The organism is Pseudomonas sp. GW821-FHT10C09 (assembly GCF_059415465.1).
Map to the genome: position 1 here is coordinate 61,289 of NZ_JBWKNG010000005.1, position 17,719 is coordinate 79,007.

Genomic DNA, 17,719 nt, shown 5'->3' on the forward strand with positions numbered 1-17,719 from the left:
CCTCACTCGTGGCCAAGGCGAATCAACGCATCAACCGCAGTCGTGCCAGCGGCACCGACCAACAATGGGTTCACATCGAGTTCCAGCAACAGCCCGGCGTTTTCGCAGGCGTAATCGGCCACCGCACGGATCGCTGTCACCAGCGAATCCAGATCCGCCGCTTCACGACCGCGAAACCCTTGCAGCAACGCGGCACTGCGCAGGCTTAAAACAGCCTTGCGAATGGCGCCGTCGGTGGTCGGCAGCAGCAGGCTGCGACTGTCCTTGAGCAACTCCACCAGAATCCCGCCAGCGCCGATGACCAAGGCCAGGCCGAAGTCGTTTTCGCGCTTGATGCCGACGATCAATTCAGCCAGCGGCGGCTTGGCCATCGGCTCCAGCAGCACTTGATCGAACGGCACCTGCGGTGCGTACTCGGCAATGCTTGCGCGCATTTTTTCCAGTGCCGCGCTCAGGGCCGTGGCGTCCTTGATGTTCAACGCCACAGCACCGGCTTCGGTTTTGTGTGGCAGTTGCGCGCTGACCGCTTTGAGCACCAGCGGATAACCCAGCGCGTTGGCGTCATTCAACGCTTTGTCCGGCGTGCTCAAGACGCCGTTGGGCGTCGGCAGGCCAAAGGCGCGCAAAGCAGTTTTCGAATCCCACTCGTTGAGCAGGCGTCCTTCGCCAACCAAGGCGTGCGGACAATGCGGCACCAGCGCCGATTCACCGAGCGCCAGCAGCGCCTGACGATTGCGCTGATAACCGGCAATGCGCCCCCACGCGGCCAAACCGTCTTCCACGCCTTGCAACGCAGCAACGCCTTGCGCATGCAGACGTTCACGAGCGTGGGCCGGCAGCAATTCGGGAAACGCCGAGGTGACAAAACCGGTCTTGCCGTGGCGCACCAGTGCAGCGCAAAACAGTTCCAGCAGCAGGTCGCATTCCTTGCGCTCACCGGTGAACTCCGCTGGGTAATCGAGCACCAGCATCGCGGCGTCGGCTTCGGTGCGCAGGGCACTGTCGAGCATGCGGTTCAAGGCGTCGCCGTCGCCCCAGATCGCCGTGGTGAAATCCAGCGGATTGACCAGGTTGGCGTAAGTTGGAAGTACCTGTGCCAGTTCCCCGACTTGGCCCTCATTGAGTTTGGGCAGGCTCAAGTCATTGCGTTCGGCGTAGTCGGCAATCAACCCGGCGTCACCACCGGAACAGGCCAGTGCGATCAGGCTGTTGCCCACCGGCAACTGGCCGCACGCCGCAGCTTTCAGGGTTTCGACAAAACTCACCGGACCACTGACGCGGATCACGCCGAGGCGCGCAAACAAACTGTCGTACAGCGCATCCGAGCCGGACAGCGAACTGGTGTGACTGAGCGCCAGTTCGGCACCGATCTGCGACACGCCGGTTTTCAGGGCGATGATCGGGATGCCTTTCTCCAGCGCCTTGTGGGCAGCGCGGGCGAAACCCGGTACGTTTTTCAGGCCTTCGAGGTGCAAGCCGATGGCCGTGACGCGCGGCTCATCGAGCAACACGTCCATCAATTCGGCGATGCCCAGTTGCGCCTGATTGCCGACCGACGCCATGTAGGCCACCGGCAGCGAGCGGTCGCTCATCGACAGGTTGTAGGCGAAGTTGCCGCTCTGGGTCAGCACGGCGACGCCCTTCTCCACCGATTTGCCGCCATGGGCCACCGGCCACAGCGCGGAGCTGTGCAAGTAGTCGAGCAGGCCATAGCAGTTGGGGCCGAGCAGCGCCATGCTGCCAGCCGCTTTCAGTAATTGTTGCTGCAAGGCCAGGCCTTCAGCGCCGGTTTCGGCAAACCCGGAGGCGTAGCAGATCGCGCCGCCCGCACCCTTGGTCGCCAGTTCCGCAACGCAGGTCAGGGTCAGTTCGCGGTTGGTCGCGATGAACACCGCGTCCGGGCCGCACGGCAGTTCGGCGATGCTGCGTACGCACGGTACGCCTTCAAGCGTGTCGTGCTGCGGGTTGACCAGCCACATCTCGCCCAGGTAGCCACCTTCGGCGCAGCGCTTGAGGGCGCGAGCCATGCTGCGGCCACCGACAAACGCCAAATGGCGCGGCGCGAGCAGGCGTTTGAGGTTGTCACGAATCGTCTGCGACATAAAAATTCTCCGGGCCGATCAGCGCAACAACGGCCGCAGCAATTCGCGGGAAATGATGTGGCGCTGGATCTCCGAGGTGCCTTCCCAGACGCGCTCGATCCGCGCGTTACGCCAGATGCGTTCCACCGGGCATTCATCCATCAGGCCCATGCCGCCGAAAATCTGCACCGCTTCATCGGCGACTTTGCCGAGCACCTCACTGGCGAACAGCTTGGCCATGCCGGCCTCGCCATCGGTCATGCTGCCCTGGTCCATTTTCCACGCGGTGTGCAAGGTCAGCAGCTCGGCCGCGCGGATCTGCGTGACCATGTCCGCGAGCTTGAACGAGACGCCTTGATAGGTGCCGATCGGCTGGCCGAATTGCTTGCGATCCGCCGCCCATTGCAGCGACACATCCAGCGCCCGTTGCGCCTGACCGACGCAGTTGGCGGCAACCATGACGCGCCCGGCGGTCAGCCAGGCGTTGGCCACGTCCCAGCCCTTGCCGACTTCGCCGAGCACTTTGGTAGCCGGTACACGGCAGTCGTCGAAGAACATTTCGTAGGTGTGGTAACCACGGTTGCTCACGCATTTCGGACCGCGGCGGATGGTCATGCCCGGTGTGTTGCGGTCGACCAGGAACGAGGTCACGGCGTTGCGCTGGCGGCCGTTATGTTCGTAGGTGTCGGTCACCGCGAAGACGATGGCGAAATCGGCATGACCGGCGTGGCTGATGAAGTGTTTGCTGCCGTTCAGGATGAAGTCATCACCGTCGCGGACGGCGCGGGTCTTGATCGCGTTGGCATCGGAACCGGCACCCGGTTCGGTCAGCGCGAAGCAGTCGATTTTCTCGCCCTGGATGCACGGCAACAGGTAGTCGTTGATCTGATCGCCAGTGCAGGCCATGAGAATTTTCGACGGCCGAGCGACGAACACATGCAGCGCCCAGGAGACCTTCGACAGTTCACGTTCGATCAGCGCCTGGGACAGGTAGTCCAGACCACCGCCGCCGACTTCTTCGGGCATGTTGAAAGCATAGAAACCGGCGGCGATGGCCTTGCCGCGAATCTGCGCCGCCAGCTCCGGGGAAACTTCGTCGGCACGGTCGACCGCTTCCTCATGGGGCAGCAGTTCCTTGGCGACAAAACTGCGTACCGCGTCCACCAACATTTCTTGTTCTTGGGTCAGTTGGAAATTCATGGGGCTACCTGTTGTTCGTGTACTGAAGGTGGTGTCGGGGCTTAGCGGCCGACGAAATTGGCCGGGCGTTTTTCGATGGAGGCGCGCAGGGCTTCGTTGCCGTCTTCGCTGCGACCGCACAACAGGCCGGCGGCGAGCTCGGCTTGCAGTTGCTCCGGCAGGCTGCGTTGGGCGCCCTCACGCATGAGTTTTTTGGTCTGGGCAAACGCGAAGGTCGGGCCGTTGGCCAGGCGGGTGGCCAGTTCGGTGGCAACGTCGAGCAGTTGCTCATCGGCGCAGACTTCACCGACCAGGCCCGAGGCCAACGCACGGTCGGCGCCCCACAATTCGTCGAGGAACAACAGGCGTTTGGCTTGTTCGGTACCGATCAGCCGTGGCAGATGCCAACTGGCGCCAGCGTCCGGCGAGTAGGCCATGCTGGTGTAGCCGGCCTTGAAGCGTGCCGATTGCGCTGCGATGCGCAGGTCGCAGCACAGCGTCAGGTCCATGCCGGCGCCGACGGCGGTGCCATTGATGGCGGCGATGGTCGGTTTTTCCAGGCTGTACAAACGGCTCATCAAGGCGTGAGCAGTTTCGGTCCAGCCGTAGGTTTCGAGGGCGCCACGGGCTTCGGCTTCGGCCCACTCGGCGAGGTCGGCTCCGGCGCAGAAGCTGCGACCGCTGCCGGTCAGCACAACCACGCGCACGGCGGGGTCGGCGTTGAATTGGTCCAGCAAGGCGTGGAGGTTTTTCAGAGTCGGAATGTCCAGCGCGTTGCGCTGGGCCGTGCGATTGAGGGTGATCCAGGCAACGCCGGCTTCGACCTGACTGAGCAGAGAAGAGTGAGTAGTCATGCGAATCCTCGAATTATTGTGATTGGTCTGAGGTGATGCGACTTGAGGCCATACTAAACGAGTGTTCAGTAAGGCGGCAATCGGCAGATAAATGAGCTGTAACAGCTTAAAAATTTGTCTATCTATTTGTATTTAAAAGATTTATTTAATTAATCCGGCGCCCTGAGAGTGGCGCTGTTACAACTTCGAACAACTGCCTACAGCCCGCCGCAAAACCACTGTGGGAGCGAGCCTGCTCGCGAAAGCGGTGGATCACTCAACAGTGATGTTGAATGTGATGCCGTCTTCGCGAGCAGGCTCGCTCCCACAGGAGGTTCGTTGTGGCAGTTACACAGTCGGCAAACTCGGCGCCAACACCGCTTCGCGCTTGCGATGGATCAGGAAGTACGCGCCATAGCACAGCGCAATAAATCCGAAGCCCCAGTACAGCGAAGGCCGTTGCGTTTCATCCAGCGCCAGGAACACAAACAGCGAACAGCACAACGCAATACACGTCAGCGGCAGCAGCGGGAACCACGGCGCGCGGTATTTCAGGTCGCTGAGTTTGCCGCCATCACGCAGATACGCCCTGCGGAATTTGTACTGCGCCAGCGCAATCACGATCCAGGTCACGGTGCCGGACATGCCGCTCACCGCCATCAGCACCATGAACAGCGTGTCTGCCGCGACAAAACTGGTCATCAGCGACACCAGCGCAAAGCACAAGGTGATGCTCAGCGCCCGCAGCGGCACGCCGCGCTTGCTCAAGGGCGACAGGCTTTTCGGTGCCATGCCGGTCTTCGACATCGCCCACAGAATGCGCGTCGAGGCATACAGGCCGGAGTTGCCCACCGACAGAATCGCCGTGAGGATCACGAAGTTCATCAGGTCTGCGGCATAAGGAATGCCGACCATGTCGAACACCTGCACGAACGGACTTTCCATCAATCCGGCCTGCTGCCACGGCACAATCGCCGAGAGCACCACAATCGCCAGCACATAGAAAATCAACACGCGAAACACCACGTTGCGCACCGCGCGCGGGATGCTTTTTTCCGGTTGATCGGTTTCGCCGGCGGCCACGCCCATGATCTCGCAGCCCTGGAAGGCGTAGACCACGGTCATCATCACCGCGAACACCGCCGACAGGCCGTTGGGGAACAATGAGTCGCCGATCAGGTTGTTCATCATCGGCGCCGGTGCACCGCTGGTCAGCGGGATGGCGCCGAAGATCACCAGCACGCCGACCACGATAAAGCCAAGAATCGCCGCCACCTTGATCCCGGAGAACCAGTATTCCGCTTCACCGAAGGCGCGGGTCGCCAGTGCGTTCAAACCGAACAACACCACCACGAACAGCGCCGACCAATACCAGATCGGCACCGCCGGAAACCAGCGTGTCATCAACATGCCCGCCGCTGTGAACTCCAGGCCCACGGTGGTCGCCCAGCTCATCCAGTACACCCAGCCGATCATGAACCCGGTGGCGGGCCCGATGAACTTAGTGGCATGGGTTTGAAACGAGCCGGACACTGGCATTTGCACGGACAGTTCGCCCAGGCAGACCATCACCAGGTACATCAAAAAACCAGCGACCAAGTACGCCAGAATCGCGCCCACCGGCCCGCCCTGATTGATCGTTACCCCGGAGCCCATGAACAGCCCGGTGCCAATCACGCCGCCCAGCGACAACATGAAAATGTGCCGGCTTTTCAGGGCGCGGGTGAGTTGGATGCCTTTGGTTTCGGTAGATTCGCTCATGTCCGCACCTCAATAATCAGCAAGGTGTGCGGCATGGCGCGGGGAAGGATCAGCTTTACGGCAGTTCATTATTATTATCTCCAATAAGCTTCGAAGACCGCGCTGTGGCGGTTGGCTCGATTATTGGAAGCGCATGTAAGGTCCGGTTGACCGTAAAGATCGAAGTTGTAAAAAGTCGTAACGAACTTGTACGTCAGCAGTGCAAAAGGTCCGCCAGCGTCTGTTGCGAGACCCGCAATTGCTCCTGAACCTTGGGCGCCAACGCCCGCAATGCCGACTCGTCGTTGACCATCGCGGCCTCTTCCAAGTCTCGCAGCACATTGGCCAACGCACGAAAACCCAATGAGTCGCTGCTACCGGCCAGTCGATGCGCCAGGTGGGCGACTTCAGTGCAGTCGTCGGCCTCGATGGCTTCGGTGAGTGCGTCACGATGCTGATGGATCGAGTCGCGCAACACCGCCAGCAAGCCCTGAAGTTTCTGCTCCCCGAGCAAGGTGCGATGGGTGTCCAGCAGCGGCCAATCCATCGCCTCGTCATCCGGTTGTGGTGTGGACACCGGCAGTTGCCCGGCCAGCACTTGTCGCAGGTTTTCGAGCTTCAGCGGCTTGGCGAGAATGCCGTCCATCCCGGCCTCCAGATAACCGCGCATCAAGGCCGGCTGCACGCTGGCGGTCAGGGCGAAGATCCGCGTCTGACGGTTCGGGCCTTGGGTGTGGCGAATCAATTTGCACAGCTCGACGCCGCTGATGCCCGGCAGGTGCACATCGAGCAGGATCAAATCGAAGGCTTGCCCGGCACATTGCGCCAGCGCCTGTTCGCCCTCTTCGGCAAGCCAGACCTGATGCCCGTCGCGCTGCAACAAACCGCTGACCACTTCGCGGTTCAGCGCCACATCCTCGACCACCAGCACCTTCAGCGCCTGCACGGATGCGCTGCTCCGCGCCACCGTGATGACGCCGGTAGACGCCTGCAACGTCAGTTCGAACCAGAAACAACTGCCCCGCCCGACTTCACTTTCAACGCCGATCCGTCCGCCCAATTGCTCGACCAGATGTTTGCTGATCGCCAGCCCGAGCCCGGTGCCGCCAAAGCGTTGCGCCACTTCTTCGCTGGCCTGGGTGAAGCGCTCGAAAATCTTCTCCTGCATGGCCGGAGCGATGCCGATGCCGTTGTCCGTCACGCTCACCCGTAAGCGTTGCCCCGCCTGTTCCGGGCCTTGCGCCAGCAGCGTGACGTCGACCTCAACCTTGCCGCCTTCGGTGAACTTGATCGCGTTGGCCAGCAAGTTGCTCAGCACCTGACGCAAGAATTGCTCGGCCCCATGATGCCGTTCGGCGACCTGCGGATCGATTCGGCAGTGCAGCGTCGTGTCGTTGCTCAACGCACGTGGTTCCAGCAGGGTCAGCACTTCGTCGAGCAGTTGCCGGACCGAGAAATCGACCGGTTCCGGGTGGCTGACGCCCTCCTCCAACCGCGCGAAATACAGCACTTCGTTGAGAATCGACAGCAGCCCTTCCCCGGCCTTGTACAGCGCATCCAGACGTTTGCCGTCACGCTCATCCAGACGAGCGCCGCGCAGCAATTCAGCCATGCCGAGAATGCCGTTGAGCGGGGTGCGCAACTCGTGGCTCATGGTCGCCAGAAAGCGCGACTTGGCGAGGTTGGCGGCCTCGGCTTCGTCCTTGGCGCGCATCAGGCTGGCGGTGCGGCGCTCGACCAGCCTGAGCAATTCATCGCGATTGTCTTGCAGGGCCAGCCGATCGGTTTCGCGGCGGTCAATGTCGCTGAGAATCGCCCGGCGCATATCGTCCAGCGCGTGGGCCACGGTGTCGATCTCGTCTTCGTGAGCGTTGCGGCGCTTGTCCAGGTGCAACGGCTCGTGCCAGTCACCGGCAGCGATGCGCCGGGCAAACTCGGCCATGACTTGCAGGTGCCGAGTGACCAAGCGGTAAAACAGCCCCGACAACGCCACCGCCAGGCCGCACAGAAACACGCTCATCCACAGCAGGCTGGTCAAACCGGTGGCAAACAGGCGCTGATGCACCGCGCCCAGGTCGGTGCTGACCTCCAACTGGCCTAGGTGCCGTGGTGGCCCGGTCGGCGGCTGATAATCCAGTTCAAAACGCTCGATGCGTAACGGCCCGATCGGGTCGGCATTGCCTTGCAGCAGATCGAAATCGGGGCTGATCAGGTGCACCCGCGCTACGTCGGAAAAGTCCACCAGCCCCCGCAGCTGCACGTTCAGTTGTTCCTGGTTCAAGTCCCAGAGACTGCGCTCCAGACTGGCCAGGTAACCGGCCCGAATCAACTCCATGCGCGAGTCGATATCGCGCATCTCGCGGCGGTATTCGAAGTACAGCTGCACAGTGCTCGCCAGCACGGTGAAACACAGGCTGAACAACAGAATGAACAGCAGCAAGCGCCGCAACAGGCCACCCGGATGCACGCGGATCATTTGGAATTCGCCGGCAGGTTGATCATGTCGCGGTAGGTGACTTCGCTTTCATTCAACCACTGCTCAACCTCTCCGGCATCGACCATGCGTTTCAATTGCGCGTCGATCTCCGGCATACGATTGGCCAAGCGCGATTTGCGTGAGACGGCCACTCGTAAATAATCCACGCTCAAGGCATTCGGTAGCGCGACGATGTCTTGCGCGCCCGGCAGGTTCTCGACGTAAAGCTGACCGGTGCGCCGTTCCGAAGTGATGAAATCGATGCGCCCGCGAATCAGCTTGCCGAAGTTCTGGCCGCTGTCAGAGACCCATTCGATGTTCTGGTGTTGCGCAACCAAACGGTCGAAATCGACGCCGTAACTTTCACCGAACAGCAACCCGCCCCGGTAGTTGGCCAGGTCCTCCAGACGCTCGAATTTCACCGGGTGCTGACGATTGATGAACAACGCAACCTCCTCGCGCAACACTGGCACCGTCGAAAAAACCATGCTCTGTTCGCGTTGCGCGGTGCTGTAGGCCAACACCACGTCGACCCGGCCTTCGGCAGCGTCGAGCAGGCAGCGTTTCCAGTTGCCGAGTACGACGATGTCGACGTCGTAGCCCAAACGGCCGAAAAGGTTTTTCACCACGCTCGGGGCCAGGCCGCGCACGTGTTTGCCGTCACTCCAGGAGATCGGCGGGTACACCGGGTAGTCGCAGTAGCGAACCTTTTCCGCCGCCATCGCGCTACTCACGAGCAGCGCCAACAGCAGACCAAACACACGCAGCATCGGGCTCAGGCCGCCACGCTGGCGGTGAACAGGTAACCGGCGCCGTGAATGGTAATGATCAATTGCGGTTCGGCCGGGTCGTCGTGCAGCTTGCGGCGCAAGCGTCCGACCAGCACGTCGATGGAGCGATCGTTGGGCACCCATTCGCGGTTGCGGATCTGGTCCATCAGTTGATCGCGGCTCAAGGTGTGGCCGCTGTTGCGCAGGAACACGCTGAGCAATTGATATTCGCCGTGGGTCAGCAGGGTTTCGCTGCCGGTCGGGTCGATCAGCCGTCGGCGGTCGGTGTCCAGCGCCCAGTCGGCGAACTGTTTGACCGGTTTGGCGAGGGTTGCCACTGGTTGCGGCGTCTGCGCGTGACGCACCCGGCGTATCAGGTTTTTCGCCCGGGACACCAGCTCGCGAGGGTTGAGCGGTTTGATCACGTAGTCATCGGCGCCGCATTCAAGGCCGACGATGCGGTCGATTTCGTCGTTGCGCCCGGTGATCAGAATGATCCCGACTTCCGAACGCACCCGCAGCTCACGGGTCAGGGTCAGGCCGTCCTTGCCCGGCAAGCGGATATCGAGCATCACCAGATCGACCGTCTGGCTCGCCAGGAAAGTCTCGGCCAGCTCTGCCGTGGCAGCGCAATGCACCTCGTAACCTTCCTGGGACAAGTAGGCCTGCAGCAGTTCGCGAATCAACGGATCGTCGTCGACGATCAATACCCGAGGAGTCATCGCATGGTGTCCCGCGTGTGCCCGGAGGCGTGTTTCTTATTAGAGTGTTTTGTTGCTGTGGCGCCAGAGAGTATCGACTGCTGAACGACTGATCAACAGCCCGTCGTCTGGACGCAAAACCGCTGGCGGCCGCCCGCCTGCAAACCGTCGACCCAGGCTTCGCAAATCTGGATGCCCTGCTCCGGGGTGAAGGTGCCGGGGTTGAGGCCCGACTCCAGCCACAAACCGTCGAGCAAAGCGCTGAGGCTGATGGCGGCGAGATCGGCGTCGAAATTTTCCCAGTGTTCTTCCTGTGCCAGCTCGGTCAGGACCTTGCGCAAGATGCCGCGGTACTCGCCGTAGGAATGTTCGTGCGCGAGGTTGATCGATTCTGCCGTGCGCACCGCGCCCCAGAATGCCAGCCAGGCGTCGATCAATTGCGGATCGAGCAATTCGGCGGAAAACGAACCGCGGAAGAACGCCGACAGACGTTCGCGGGCGTTGGGAGCCGCGTGGGCCATGGCGTCGCGCAGCAGGCTCATGACCCGACCGGTGATCGCCCGGTAAGCCTCGGCCACCAGTTCATCCTTGCCGGAATAGTGATGGCTGATCAGCCCGACCGATACACCGGCTTCGGCGGAAATCTTGCGGATCGAGGCCCCCTGGAAACCGTGACGCTTGAGGCACACCAGCGTCGCCTCGATCAGATTGGCCTTGCGCAACTCCGGCTCCATGCGGGAAAAACGGGCTTCCTGACTCATGCGCGACACTCTCCGTGGATCAATCGTTAGGGACGCGGTGGGTTAATCCGCGCGCTGAACGACTGTACAGCAAGAGGGTGGGAAGTCTCTAGTCGGTTGCATGCGTCTGAGACCGAGTCGCGGCCATCGCGGGCAAGCCACGCTCCCACATTTGATCTGTTTGTTTTCATTGTTTGCGTCCAACACACAACCCCTGTGGGAGCGTGGCTTGCTCGCGATGGCGGCGGCACATTCAGCATTGTTGCCACCTGACAGACTGCATTCGCGAGCAGGCTCGCTCACACATTTGATCGGTGTAAACCGGCTATGTGTGCCCGACACAAAACCCTGTGGGAGCGAGCCTGCTCGCGAAGACGCCAGCCCGATCAATTGAGGAACACAGGTCAATCCCGATAGCCCGGTGCCACCCGATCAAGCAATCGCAGCATCGCAGCCCAAGCCAATTGCATCGCGTCCGGGTCGCTCAACTCGCCTTCGTCCAGCGGCCGGCCCGGATCATTGAACTGACGCTCGGTGTGTTCGCAAACCTCCGCCGACGGCAACACCAACTCACCCGCTGCCTGCGCAGCAAGCTGAATTTCGCAGGCTTTTTCCAGGTAAAACATCCGTAAAAACGCCTGGCTGACGGTCTCCCCCACGGTCAACAAACCATGGTTGCGCAGCATCAAAACCGGCTTGTCGCCAAGGTCCCGCACCAGACGTTCCTGCTCACTCATGTCCAGCGCCACACCTTCATAGTCGTGGTACGCAACCCGACCATAGAACTCCATCGAGATCTGATTCACTGGCAACAACCCGCACTTCAACGCGGCCACCGCGCAACCGGATTTGGTATGAGTGTGCAGCACGCACTGCGCGTCTTCACGAGCCCCGTGAATCGCGCTGTGAATCACAAACCCCGCCGGATTCACCGGGTATGGCGACGCCTCCACCGCCCGGCCATCCAGGCCAATCTTCACCAAGTTGGACGCGGTGATTTCATCGAACATCAACCCGTACGGATTGATCAGGAAGTGATGCTCAGGCCCCGGTATGCGCACCGAGATGTGGGTGAAGATCAGATCGGTCATGCGAAAGTGCGCGATCAATCGGTAACAGGCAGCCAACTCCTCACGCAGGCGTTGCTCGGTGGCACTGCGCTGAGAAAACGTGGCGATCTCGTTCATTGTTGTTAAGTCTCCAGGCTGATCGACTGCGCGAAACAGTAAGGCTGGACGCGCTGCCACGTCCAGCCGCTTGCGATTACTTGCTGGCCCAGGCGTTGAAGCGCTCTTCAAGTTCTTCACCGTGATCCACCCAGAACGCCACGTCCATCGACAGCGCGCCCTTCAGGTTTTGCGGCGCGGTGGGCACCCATTGCGCGAGTTTGCTGTCCAGTTTGGCGGCGGCTTCGGTATTGGTCGGGCCGTAAGGGATTTGCTCGACATACTTGACCTGCGCATCTGGCTGATTGGCGAAGGCGATAAAGCGTTTGGCCTGATCGACATGTTTCGAGCCCTTGATGATCGCCCAATAATCCATGCCATACAGACTGCCCGGCCAGACCAGCCCGAGGTGACTACCGCTTTGCGCGGCGGCGGCCACACGTCCGCTGTAGGTCGAGGTCATCACCACATCCCCGGCCGTCAGCCATTGCGCCGGTTGCGCGCCGGCCTCCCACCATTGGATGTAAGGCTTGAGCTGAGTGAGTTTGGCAAAGGCACGGTCGACACCTTGCGGAGTGTTCAGCACGGAATACACGTCCTTGACTTTTACGCCGTCGGCCAACAAGGCGAATTCCAGGTTGTACACCGCGCGTTTACGCAGGCCACGCTTGCCGGGGATTTTCTGCACGTCCCAGAAATCCGCCCATGACGTCGGGGCCTGCGCCAGCTTCTGCGTGTCGTAGGCAATCGCCACGCTCCACACCAGCGCCGCCGACCCGCACGCCTGTGCCGCATCGGGTATCAATTGCTCGACGCGGCCGAGTTTGCTCCAGTCTAGTTTCTCGTACATGCCTTCATCGCAGCCGCGCATCAGGTCCGGGCCTTCGATCTGCACCACGTCCCAATCGGCATTGCCGGTGTCGACCATCACTTTGATCCGGGCCATCTCGCCGTTGTATTCACTCTGGATCAGCTTGCTGTGATCCGCGACGCTGAACGGCTGGAAAAACGCCACATCCTGGGCTTTCTGGCCGGCACCGCCGTAACCTACCACCACCATGTCCGGTGCTGCCTGAGCGCTGCCCAGGCCCATGGCCAGGGACAGCATCAAGGGATAAAAACCGTGCTTGAGCGTGTTCGATTTCATCAGTGGTTCCTCTTGCAGGTGCCACGCGACCAACGCCGCCGTGACCCATTTTTATTGTTGTGAGGTTCGCCCCAAGTGCGGGCGCCAAATGAATCTACTGCGAGCACCAGTAAAAAAACAAGTTGATTTTTTACTGAAGGTAAATTTCTATAGGCAAATAATAACAACGCCGAAAACCCGGCCTTTCGGCTTCAGCCTGCCTGGAGTACCCGCACCATGCCGTCCTCTTCCGTCGCTTTTGCACACCTGTTCGAACCCTTGCAGCTGCGGGGCAAACGCCTGAAAAACCGCATCATGTCCAGCGGTCACGACACGTCGATGCCCACCGACAACCTGGTCAACGAACAACTGATCGCCTACCACACCGCGCGCGCCGAAGGCGGTGTCGGGCTGATCGTGCTGCAAGTGGCCGGGGTGCATGACAGCGCGCGGTACACCTCGCACGTGCTGATGGCGACCGATGACGCGTGCATCGAGGGCTATCGGAAAATCGCTGACAGTTGCCATGCACACGGCACGGTGGTGCTGTCGCAGATCTTCCATCCGGGCCGGGAAATCATGGAGTCCAGCGATGGCCTGCTGGCCGTCGCGTATTCGCCTTCGGCGGTGCCCAACGAACGCTTCCGGGTGATGCCGCGAGCGCTGGATCAGACGATGATCGACGAGATCGTCGCCGGGTATGGGGCGGCGGCCCGGCGCTTGTATCAGGCGGGAATCGACGGCGTCGAAGTGGTCGCCAGCCACGGTTACCTGCCGGCGCAATTCATCAACCCACGGGTCAACCGTCGCACCGACGGCTACAACGGCGAGCTCGAACAGCGCCTGCGTTTTCTGCGCGAAGTGATCGCCGCCGTGCGCGCCAACACCGATGAGCATTTCATCATCGGCCTGCGCATCTCCGCCGACGAACGCGATCCCGAAGGGCTGACCGAAGACGAATCCTTGTCGGCCGTGCAATTGCTGCAACCGCTGCTGGATTACGTGCACATCGTCGCGGGCACCTCCGCCTCCTTGGGCGGTGCGGTGCACATCGTGCCGCCGATGGCGATTGAAGCCGCGTACCTGGCCAAAGAGGCCGGAACGTTCAAGGCCGGCCTGTCGATTCCGCTGTTCGTCACCGGGCGCATCAACCAACCGCAGGAAGCCGAATTGATCCTGTCGCGTGGTCAGGCCGATGTCTGCGGCATGACCCGCGCGCTGATCTGCGACCCGCAAATGCCCAACAAGACCGACACCGGCCACGTCGAAGATGTGCGCGCCTGCATCGCCTGCAATCAGGCGTGCATCGGCCACTTTCACAAAGGCTTGCCGATCTCCTGCATTCAGCACCCGGAAACCGGGCGTGAGCTGATCTTCGGCCAACGGCAACCAGCGAAGCAACGTAAACGCATCATGATCGCGGGCGGTGGTCCCGCCGGCATGAAAGCTGCCGCCGTCGCCGCTCAGCGCGGACACGACGTGACCCTCTACGAGGCCAGCTCGCAACTCGGCGGCCAGGTATTGCTCGCGCAACTGTTACCGAAACGCGCTGAATTCGGCGGTGCCAGCACCAACCTGCAACGCGAAATGCAACTGGCCGGCGTGCGCGTCGTGCGCAACACCCGCGTCGACCGGGCACTGGTGGAACGCGAACGGCCGGACATGGTGATCGTCGCCACCGGTGCCGAACCCTATTGGCCAGCGTTCGAGCGCGGCGGCGAACTGCAGGTGGTCGACGCCTGGCAAGTACTGCGCGACGAGGTACAAATCGGCCGTTCCGTGGTGGTGGTCGACTGGCGCTGCGACTGGATCGGCCCCGGCATCGCCGAACGCCTGGTTCGTGCCGGGCATCAAGTGCAACTGGCGGTCAACGGCACCCATTGCGGGGAAAACCTGCCGCTGTACGTGCGCGATCAACTGGCCGGCGAACTGCACAAACTCGGCATCCCGATCACCCCCTACGCCCGCCTGTATGGCTGCGACGACAACACCGTCTACCTGCAACACACCGCCAGCGGCGAGCCGATGCTGTTCGAAAACATCGACACCCTGGTGCTCTGCCAGGGCCATCAACCCGTCGACACCCTCGGCGCAGAACTGCAAGGCCTGGTGGAGTTTCGCCGCATCGGCGACTGCCTCGCCCCACGCACCGCCGAAGAAGCCATCTACGAGGGTTTGAAAGTCGCCTGGGAGCTTTAAGGCTGTTTATACTCCGGGGTTTTGACAGATCCCGGTTTGGAGCACGCCATGAGCAACAGCAGCAAGATGCAGCCTGCCACCGGCGCGCCCACACACGACAGCGCCACGCCCTCGGCGGAACCGCATTTTCTCGGCACGCGGATTCGAGGCTTGCGCAAACGCCGGGGCATGACCCTGGCCGAACTGGCGCAGATGAGCGAATTGACAGCGGGGTACATCAGCCAACTCGAACGCAACCTCGCCTACCCTTCCATCCCGGCCCTGTTCAACATCGCCCGGAGCCTGGGCGTGACCATTCAATGGTTCTTCGCCAGCGAAACGCAAACAGCGCCGGAAGATGACGGCATCGTCGTGCGTAAAAACACCCGGATGAGCGTGCATTACGAAGACGGCATTGTTGATCATCTGCTGACGCCGCAGCCGAATCGGCAGTTGGAGATGTTGCACTCGCGGTTTCCGCCGGGGGCTTATAGCCAGCAGAGTTACAGTCATGAAGGCGAAGAGGCTGGGTATTTGCTGTCGGGGAGTTTTGAGTTGTGGGTCGGGGAACGGCACTTTTTGCTGGGTGAAGGGGATAGCTTTAGTTTTTCCAGCCAGGAACCGCATCGGTATGGGAATCCGGGGGATGTGGATGCGGTGGTGATTTGGGTGGTTACGCCGCCTACGTTTTGAGGCGACGCCTTCAAAATATCGGACGAGGTAAAAAACGAAAATCCCTGTAGCCTCTTTAGCTACAGGGATTTTGTTGCGTGCAGCGAATAAAACCAAGCTAACTTACTTAGCAGTAATATGGTTTAAAAAATTCAACCTTGCCCACCTTCTTTCTAAAAAAAAATTAAACAACCGAGCACTTACCTTTTGAGAAAAAGCCAAGCATGCTCACCCACACCGCAACGCCCCCACACATCTACACTCATCAACTTTGATAGGGCGGAGGAATATTCACCATTCCATCCTGTGCTTGTGCGGCTGATTCCCCCCCCCTAACAACATAAGTAAAAGCATTTGATGAACTTGGTAAATTCAATGTCCCATCGCGCTTTAGCAAGCATACAGTAATAGACCATGCCCCGACCCCCAAGGGACCTATAGGTATTAAAAACTTTCCAGTCGCAGATGAGGCAGCTTTTCCAACCTCTTTCCTACTGTCGGTATGAAACGCGACGACAATTACAGCCGCAAGATCTGTAGGTTTTCCGTCATATTCCCCAGAAATAAGTCCAATATTTCCAGAATCACCATAGGGCTGAATAGAATGAATTTGAGTTGAAGTTAACATACTAGCTCCTTATTGAAATTGCCACGGCACAAAACCAAGATAAACTAGAGAAATAACGCGAACGCTCTGCTGTTCATCACAAAACTAATAATAAACTTCCCGCCCAGGCTGTCACCTGTAACAAATGACAGTTTTTTATAACTTTTCGAGATCAATAGCGTCTGTCGCGATCAGAAATTTACTTTCATAACCGTGGTAGGTTTCATTTCCGTACAGCAATTTTCGCCTCAATCGTCATCTGACTGATCTTCTGTGGGCTTGCGTTTACAGGCTATTCTCGTAATTGGATGGGGCTCTCACCAACCAGTATCGATTTTGCAGTTACACTCCACCTAGACGACTATGGTTACTTGAGCGCAGAAACATTAAAAAATGTATACGATGGTTATTTTGCTGATTGCGCCGCCTACACAGGATGAGCAGGGCCGTACACTTGAAAAGTCGCTATCCGTAGGCAACTCCGCTCACAGATTCCTCGGCTGAGCTGAATCGTCAGCAGACAGGATGAGCGGCGGCTGCGCTGACAGCTCCGAATCGGTATCTGCGTTCGCTTGAGGTAGACGTTGAGGTTGAGGTTTGGCGGTGAACAATGGGGCTAATAATCGCCGTATACCTTCTTCAATGAATGAGAGAAGCCCGAAGGTGATGAAGCCGAAAATCAGCCCGGCAACCAGAATACTCAACGGGTGTATTCGGGATGCGTCAGTGCTGTCCATCATGTAAAAGAAGGCCTGAACACCGGCGGCCACGCAGGCCGCTACGGCTGTTATCAGCTTCACAGACAACCAAAGCCGTTGCCATCTGTTCATGCGTCCTCCGTCATCCGGGTATTTGCTGTGTATTGCATGATAGCTAATGACGTGGATTTGCCTTGTTTCCTGAATTTGGAATGGTGCTTCGGTTATCGCTGAGCGAGCTTGGCACACGTTTCAAGATAATCAGTGACGGCCACTGCAAATGCTTGTCGAAGCTCCCGCACTGAATCGCCATGAAAGCCAACGATGTCCTTGATGCCCGTAATGTGGCCGACAAACAGGCTGTCTTCGTCGCAGTATTCAATGCGGGCGGTATAGCCGTGGTAATTCATTTCGTTCATGGGGTGACTCCTGCTTGTTCAAGAAAAGCCCTCACATCACGAACTACGTTGGGTTTTGCTTCTTTGATCATCTGATGCCCGGCGTTTCGAGCAGCCTCTGCATGTATGGCGTTAATGTTTTGCGTTGCACAGTGGCCAGAATATCTGGGTGACTCTCGACGAGGTTGTAGGCAAAATCCGAGAGTTGCGTAAGGGGGTACGCTTGCTGTGCTTTTGAGCAGGCTACTGCCTTGTTGGCCGTATATTCGGCGGGATACTCTCCAGACGTCGCTGCACATTCAGCGATCGGGCTTGGAAACCCGTTGAGTCACGCAACAGCAACCCCATGACTAT

At 59.8% G+C, this 17,719-nt stretch carries 14 protein-coding genes and 1 pseudogene; 2 read left to right on the forward strand and 13 right to left on the reverse strand.

Translation table 11 applies throughout. The annotated features are described in order from the left end of the window. Positions 1-2 precede the first annotated feature (2 nt). The 10 genes from AC07N8_RS06075 to AC07N8_RS06120 form a co-directional block, all read right to left on the reverse strand. On the reverse strand, positions 3-2,102 hold the full coding sequence (locus AC07N8_RS06075) for an acetate--CoA ligase family protein (protein WP_493142727.1): 2,100 nt from the start codon (positions 2,100-2,102) through the stop codon (positions 3-5). A gap of 18 nt (positions 2,103-2,120) precedes the next feature. After that, entirely contained in the window at positions 2,121-3,281 is a 1,161-nt protein-coding gene (locus tag AC07N8_RS06080; protein ID WP_493142725.1) for an acyl-CoA dehydrogenase family protein, read from the reverse strand. Between the two features lie 41 nt (positions 3,282-3,322). After that, positions 3,323-4,114 (reverse strand): enoyl-CoA hydratase/isomerase family protein, encoded by a 792-nt coding sequence (locus tag AC07N8_RS06085; protein WP_493142723.1) that lies wholly within the window; start codon positions 4,112-4,114, stop codon positions 3,323-3,325. Positions 4,115-4,441: 327 nt separating this feature from the next. After that, the gene (locus AC07N8_RS06090) at positions 4,442-5,854 is read right to left on the reverse strand and encodes an amino acid permease (RefSeq protein ID WP_027925895.1); all 1,413 of its coding nucleotides are present in this window, start codon (positions 5,852-5,854) and stop codon (positions 4,442-4,444) included. 193 nt (positions 5,855-6,047) lie between these two features. Beyond that, the gene (locus tag AC07N8_RS06095; protein ID WP_493142721.1) at positions 6,048-8,309 is read right to left on the reverse strand and encodes an ATP-binding protein; all 2,262 of its coding nucleotides are present in this window, start codon (positions 8,307-8,309) and stop codon (positions 6,048-6,050) included. Then, the gene (locus AC07N8_RS06100) at positions 8,306-9,079 is read right to left on the reverse strand and encodes a substrate-binding periplasmic protein (protein WP_493142720.1); all 774 of its coding nucleotides are present in this window, start codon (positions 9,077-9,079) and stop codon (positions 8,306-8,308) included. The genes AC07N8_RS06095 and AC07N8_RS06100 overlap by 4 nt, the downstream gene beginning before the upstream one ends. 5 nt (positions 9,080-9,084) lie before the next feature. Continuing rightward, the gene (locus tag AC07N8_RS06105) at positions 9,085-9,801 is read right to left on the reverse strand and encodes a response regulator (protein ID WP_493142719.1); all 717 of its coding nucleotides are present in this window, start codon (positions 9,799-9,801) and stop codon (positions 9,085-9,087) included. Between the two features lie 92 nt (positions 9,802-9,893). Further along, positions 9,894-10,541, reverse strand: coding sequence for a TetR family transcriptional regulator C-terminal domain-containing protein (locus AC07N8_RS06110; protein ID WP_483840623.1), 648 nt, complete (start codon positions 10,539-10,541; stop codon positions 9,894-9,896). 383 nt (positions 10,542-10,924) lie between these two features. Beyond that, positions 10,925-11,707 carry a class II aldolase/adducin family protein gene (locus AC07N8_RS06115; RefSeq protein ID WP_493142717.1) on the reverse strand — a complete coding sequence of 261 codons (783 nt, stop codon included), beginning with the start codon at positions 11,705-11,707 and terminating at the stop codon, positions 10,925-10,927. Positions 11,708-11,783: 76 nt separating this feature from the next. Beyond that, positions 11,784-12,833: an ABC transporter substrate-binding protein gene (locus AC07N8_RS06120; RefSeq protein ID WP_493142716.1), complete on the reverse strand. Its 1,050-nt coding sequence runs from the start codon at positions 12,831-12,833 to the stop codon at positions 11,784-11,786. Positions 12,834-13,049: 216 nt separating this feature from the next. Here AC07N8_RS06120 and AC07N8_RS06125 point away from each other — a divergent pair, with 216 nt between their 5' ends. After that, complete coding sequence (locus tag AC07N8_RS06125; protein ID WP_493142715.1) at positions 13,050-15,011, forward strand: oxidoreductase; 1,962 nt, start codon at positions 13,050-13,052, stop codon at positions 15,009-15,011. Between the two features lie 66 nt (positions 15,012-15,077). Next, positions 15,078-15,683: a cupin domain-containing protein gene (locus AC07N8_RS06130; RefSeq protein ID WP_493142782.1), complete on the forward strand. Its 606-nt coding sequence runs from the start codon at positions 15,078-15,080 to the stop codon at positions 15,681-15,683. A gap of 244 nt (positions 15,684-15,927) precedes the next feature. Here AC07N8_RS06130 and AC07N8_RS06135 read toward each other — a convergent pair whose 3' ends face one another. From AC07N8_RS06135 to AC07N8_RS06145, 3 genes and pseudogenes are all read right to left on the reverse strand, one after another. Next, positions 15,928-16,290, reverse strand: coding sequence for a hypothetical protein (locus AC07N8_RS06135; protein ID WP_493142714.1), 363 nt, complete (start codon positions 16,288-16,290; stop codon positions 15,928-15,930). A 464-nt stretch (positions 16,291-16,754) separates the two neighbouring features. Further along, positions 16,755-17,099, reverse strand: coding sequence for a hypothetical protein (locus AC07N8_RS06140; protein ID WP_493142712.1), 345 nt, complete (start codon positions 17,097-17,099; stop codon positions 16,755-16,757). 98 nt (positions 17,100-17,197) lie between these two features. Continuing rightward, positions 17,198-17,386: pseudogene (locus AC07N8_RS06145) on the reverse strand (toxin-antitoxin system HicB family antitoxin); the annotation flags it as partial. Positions 17,387-17,719: the final 333 nt, after the last annotated feature.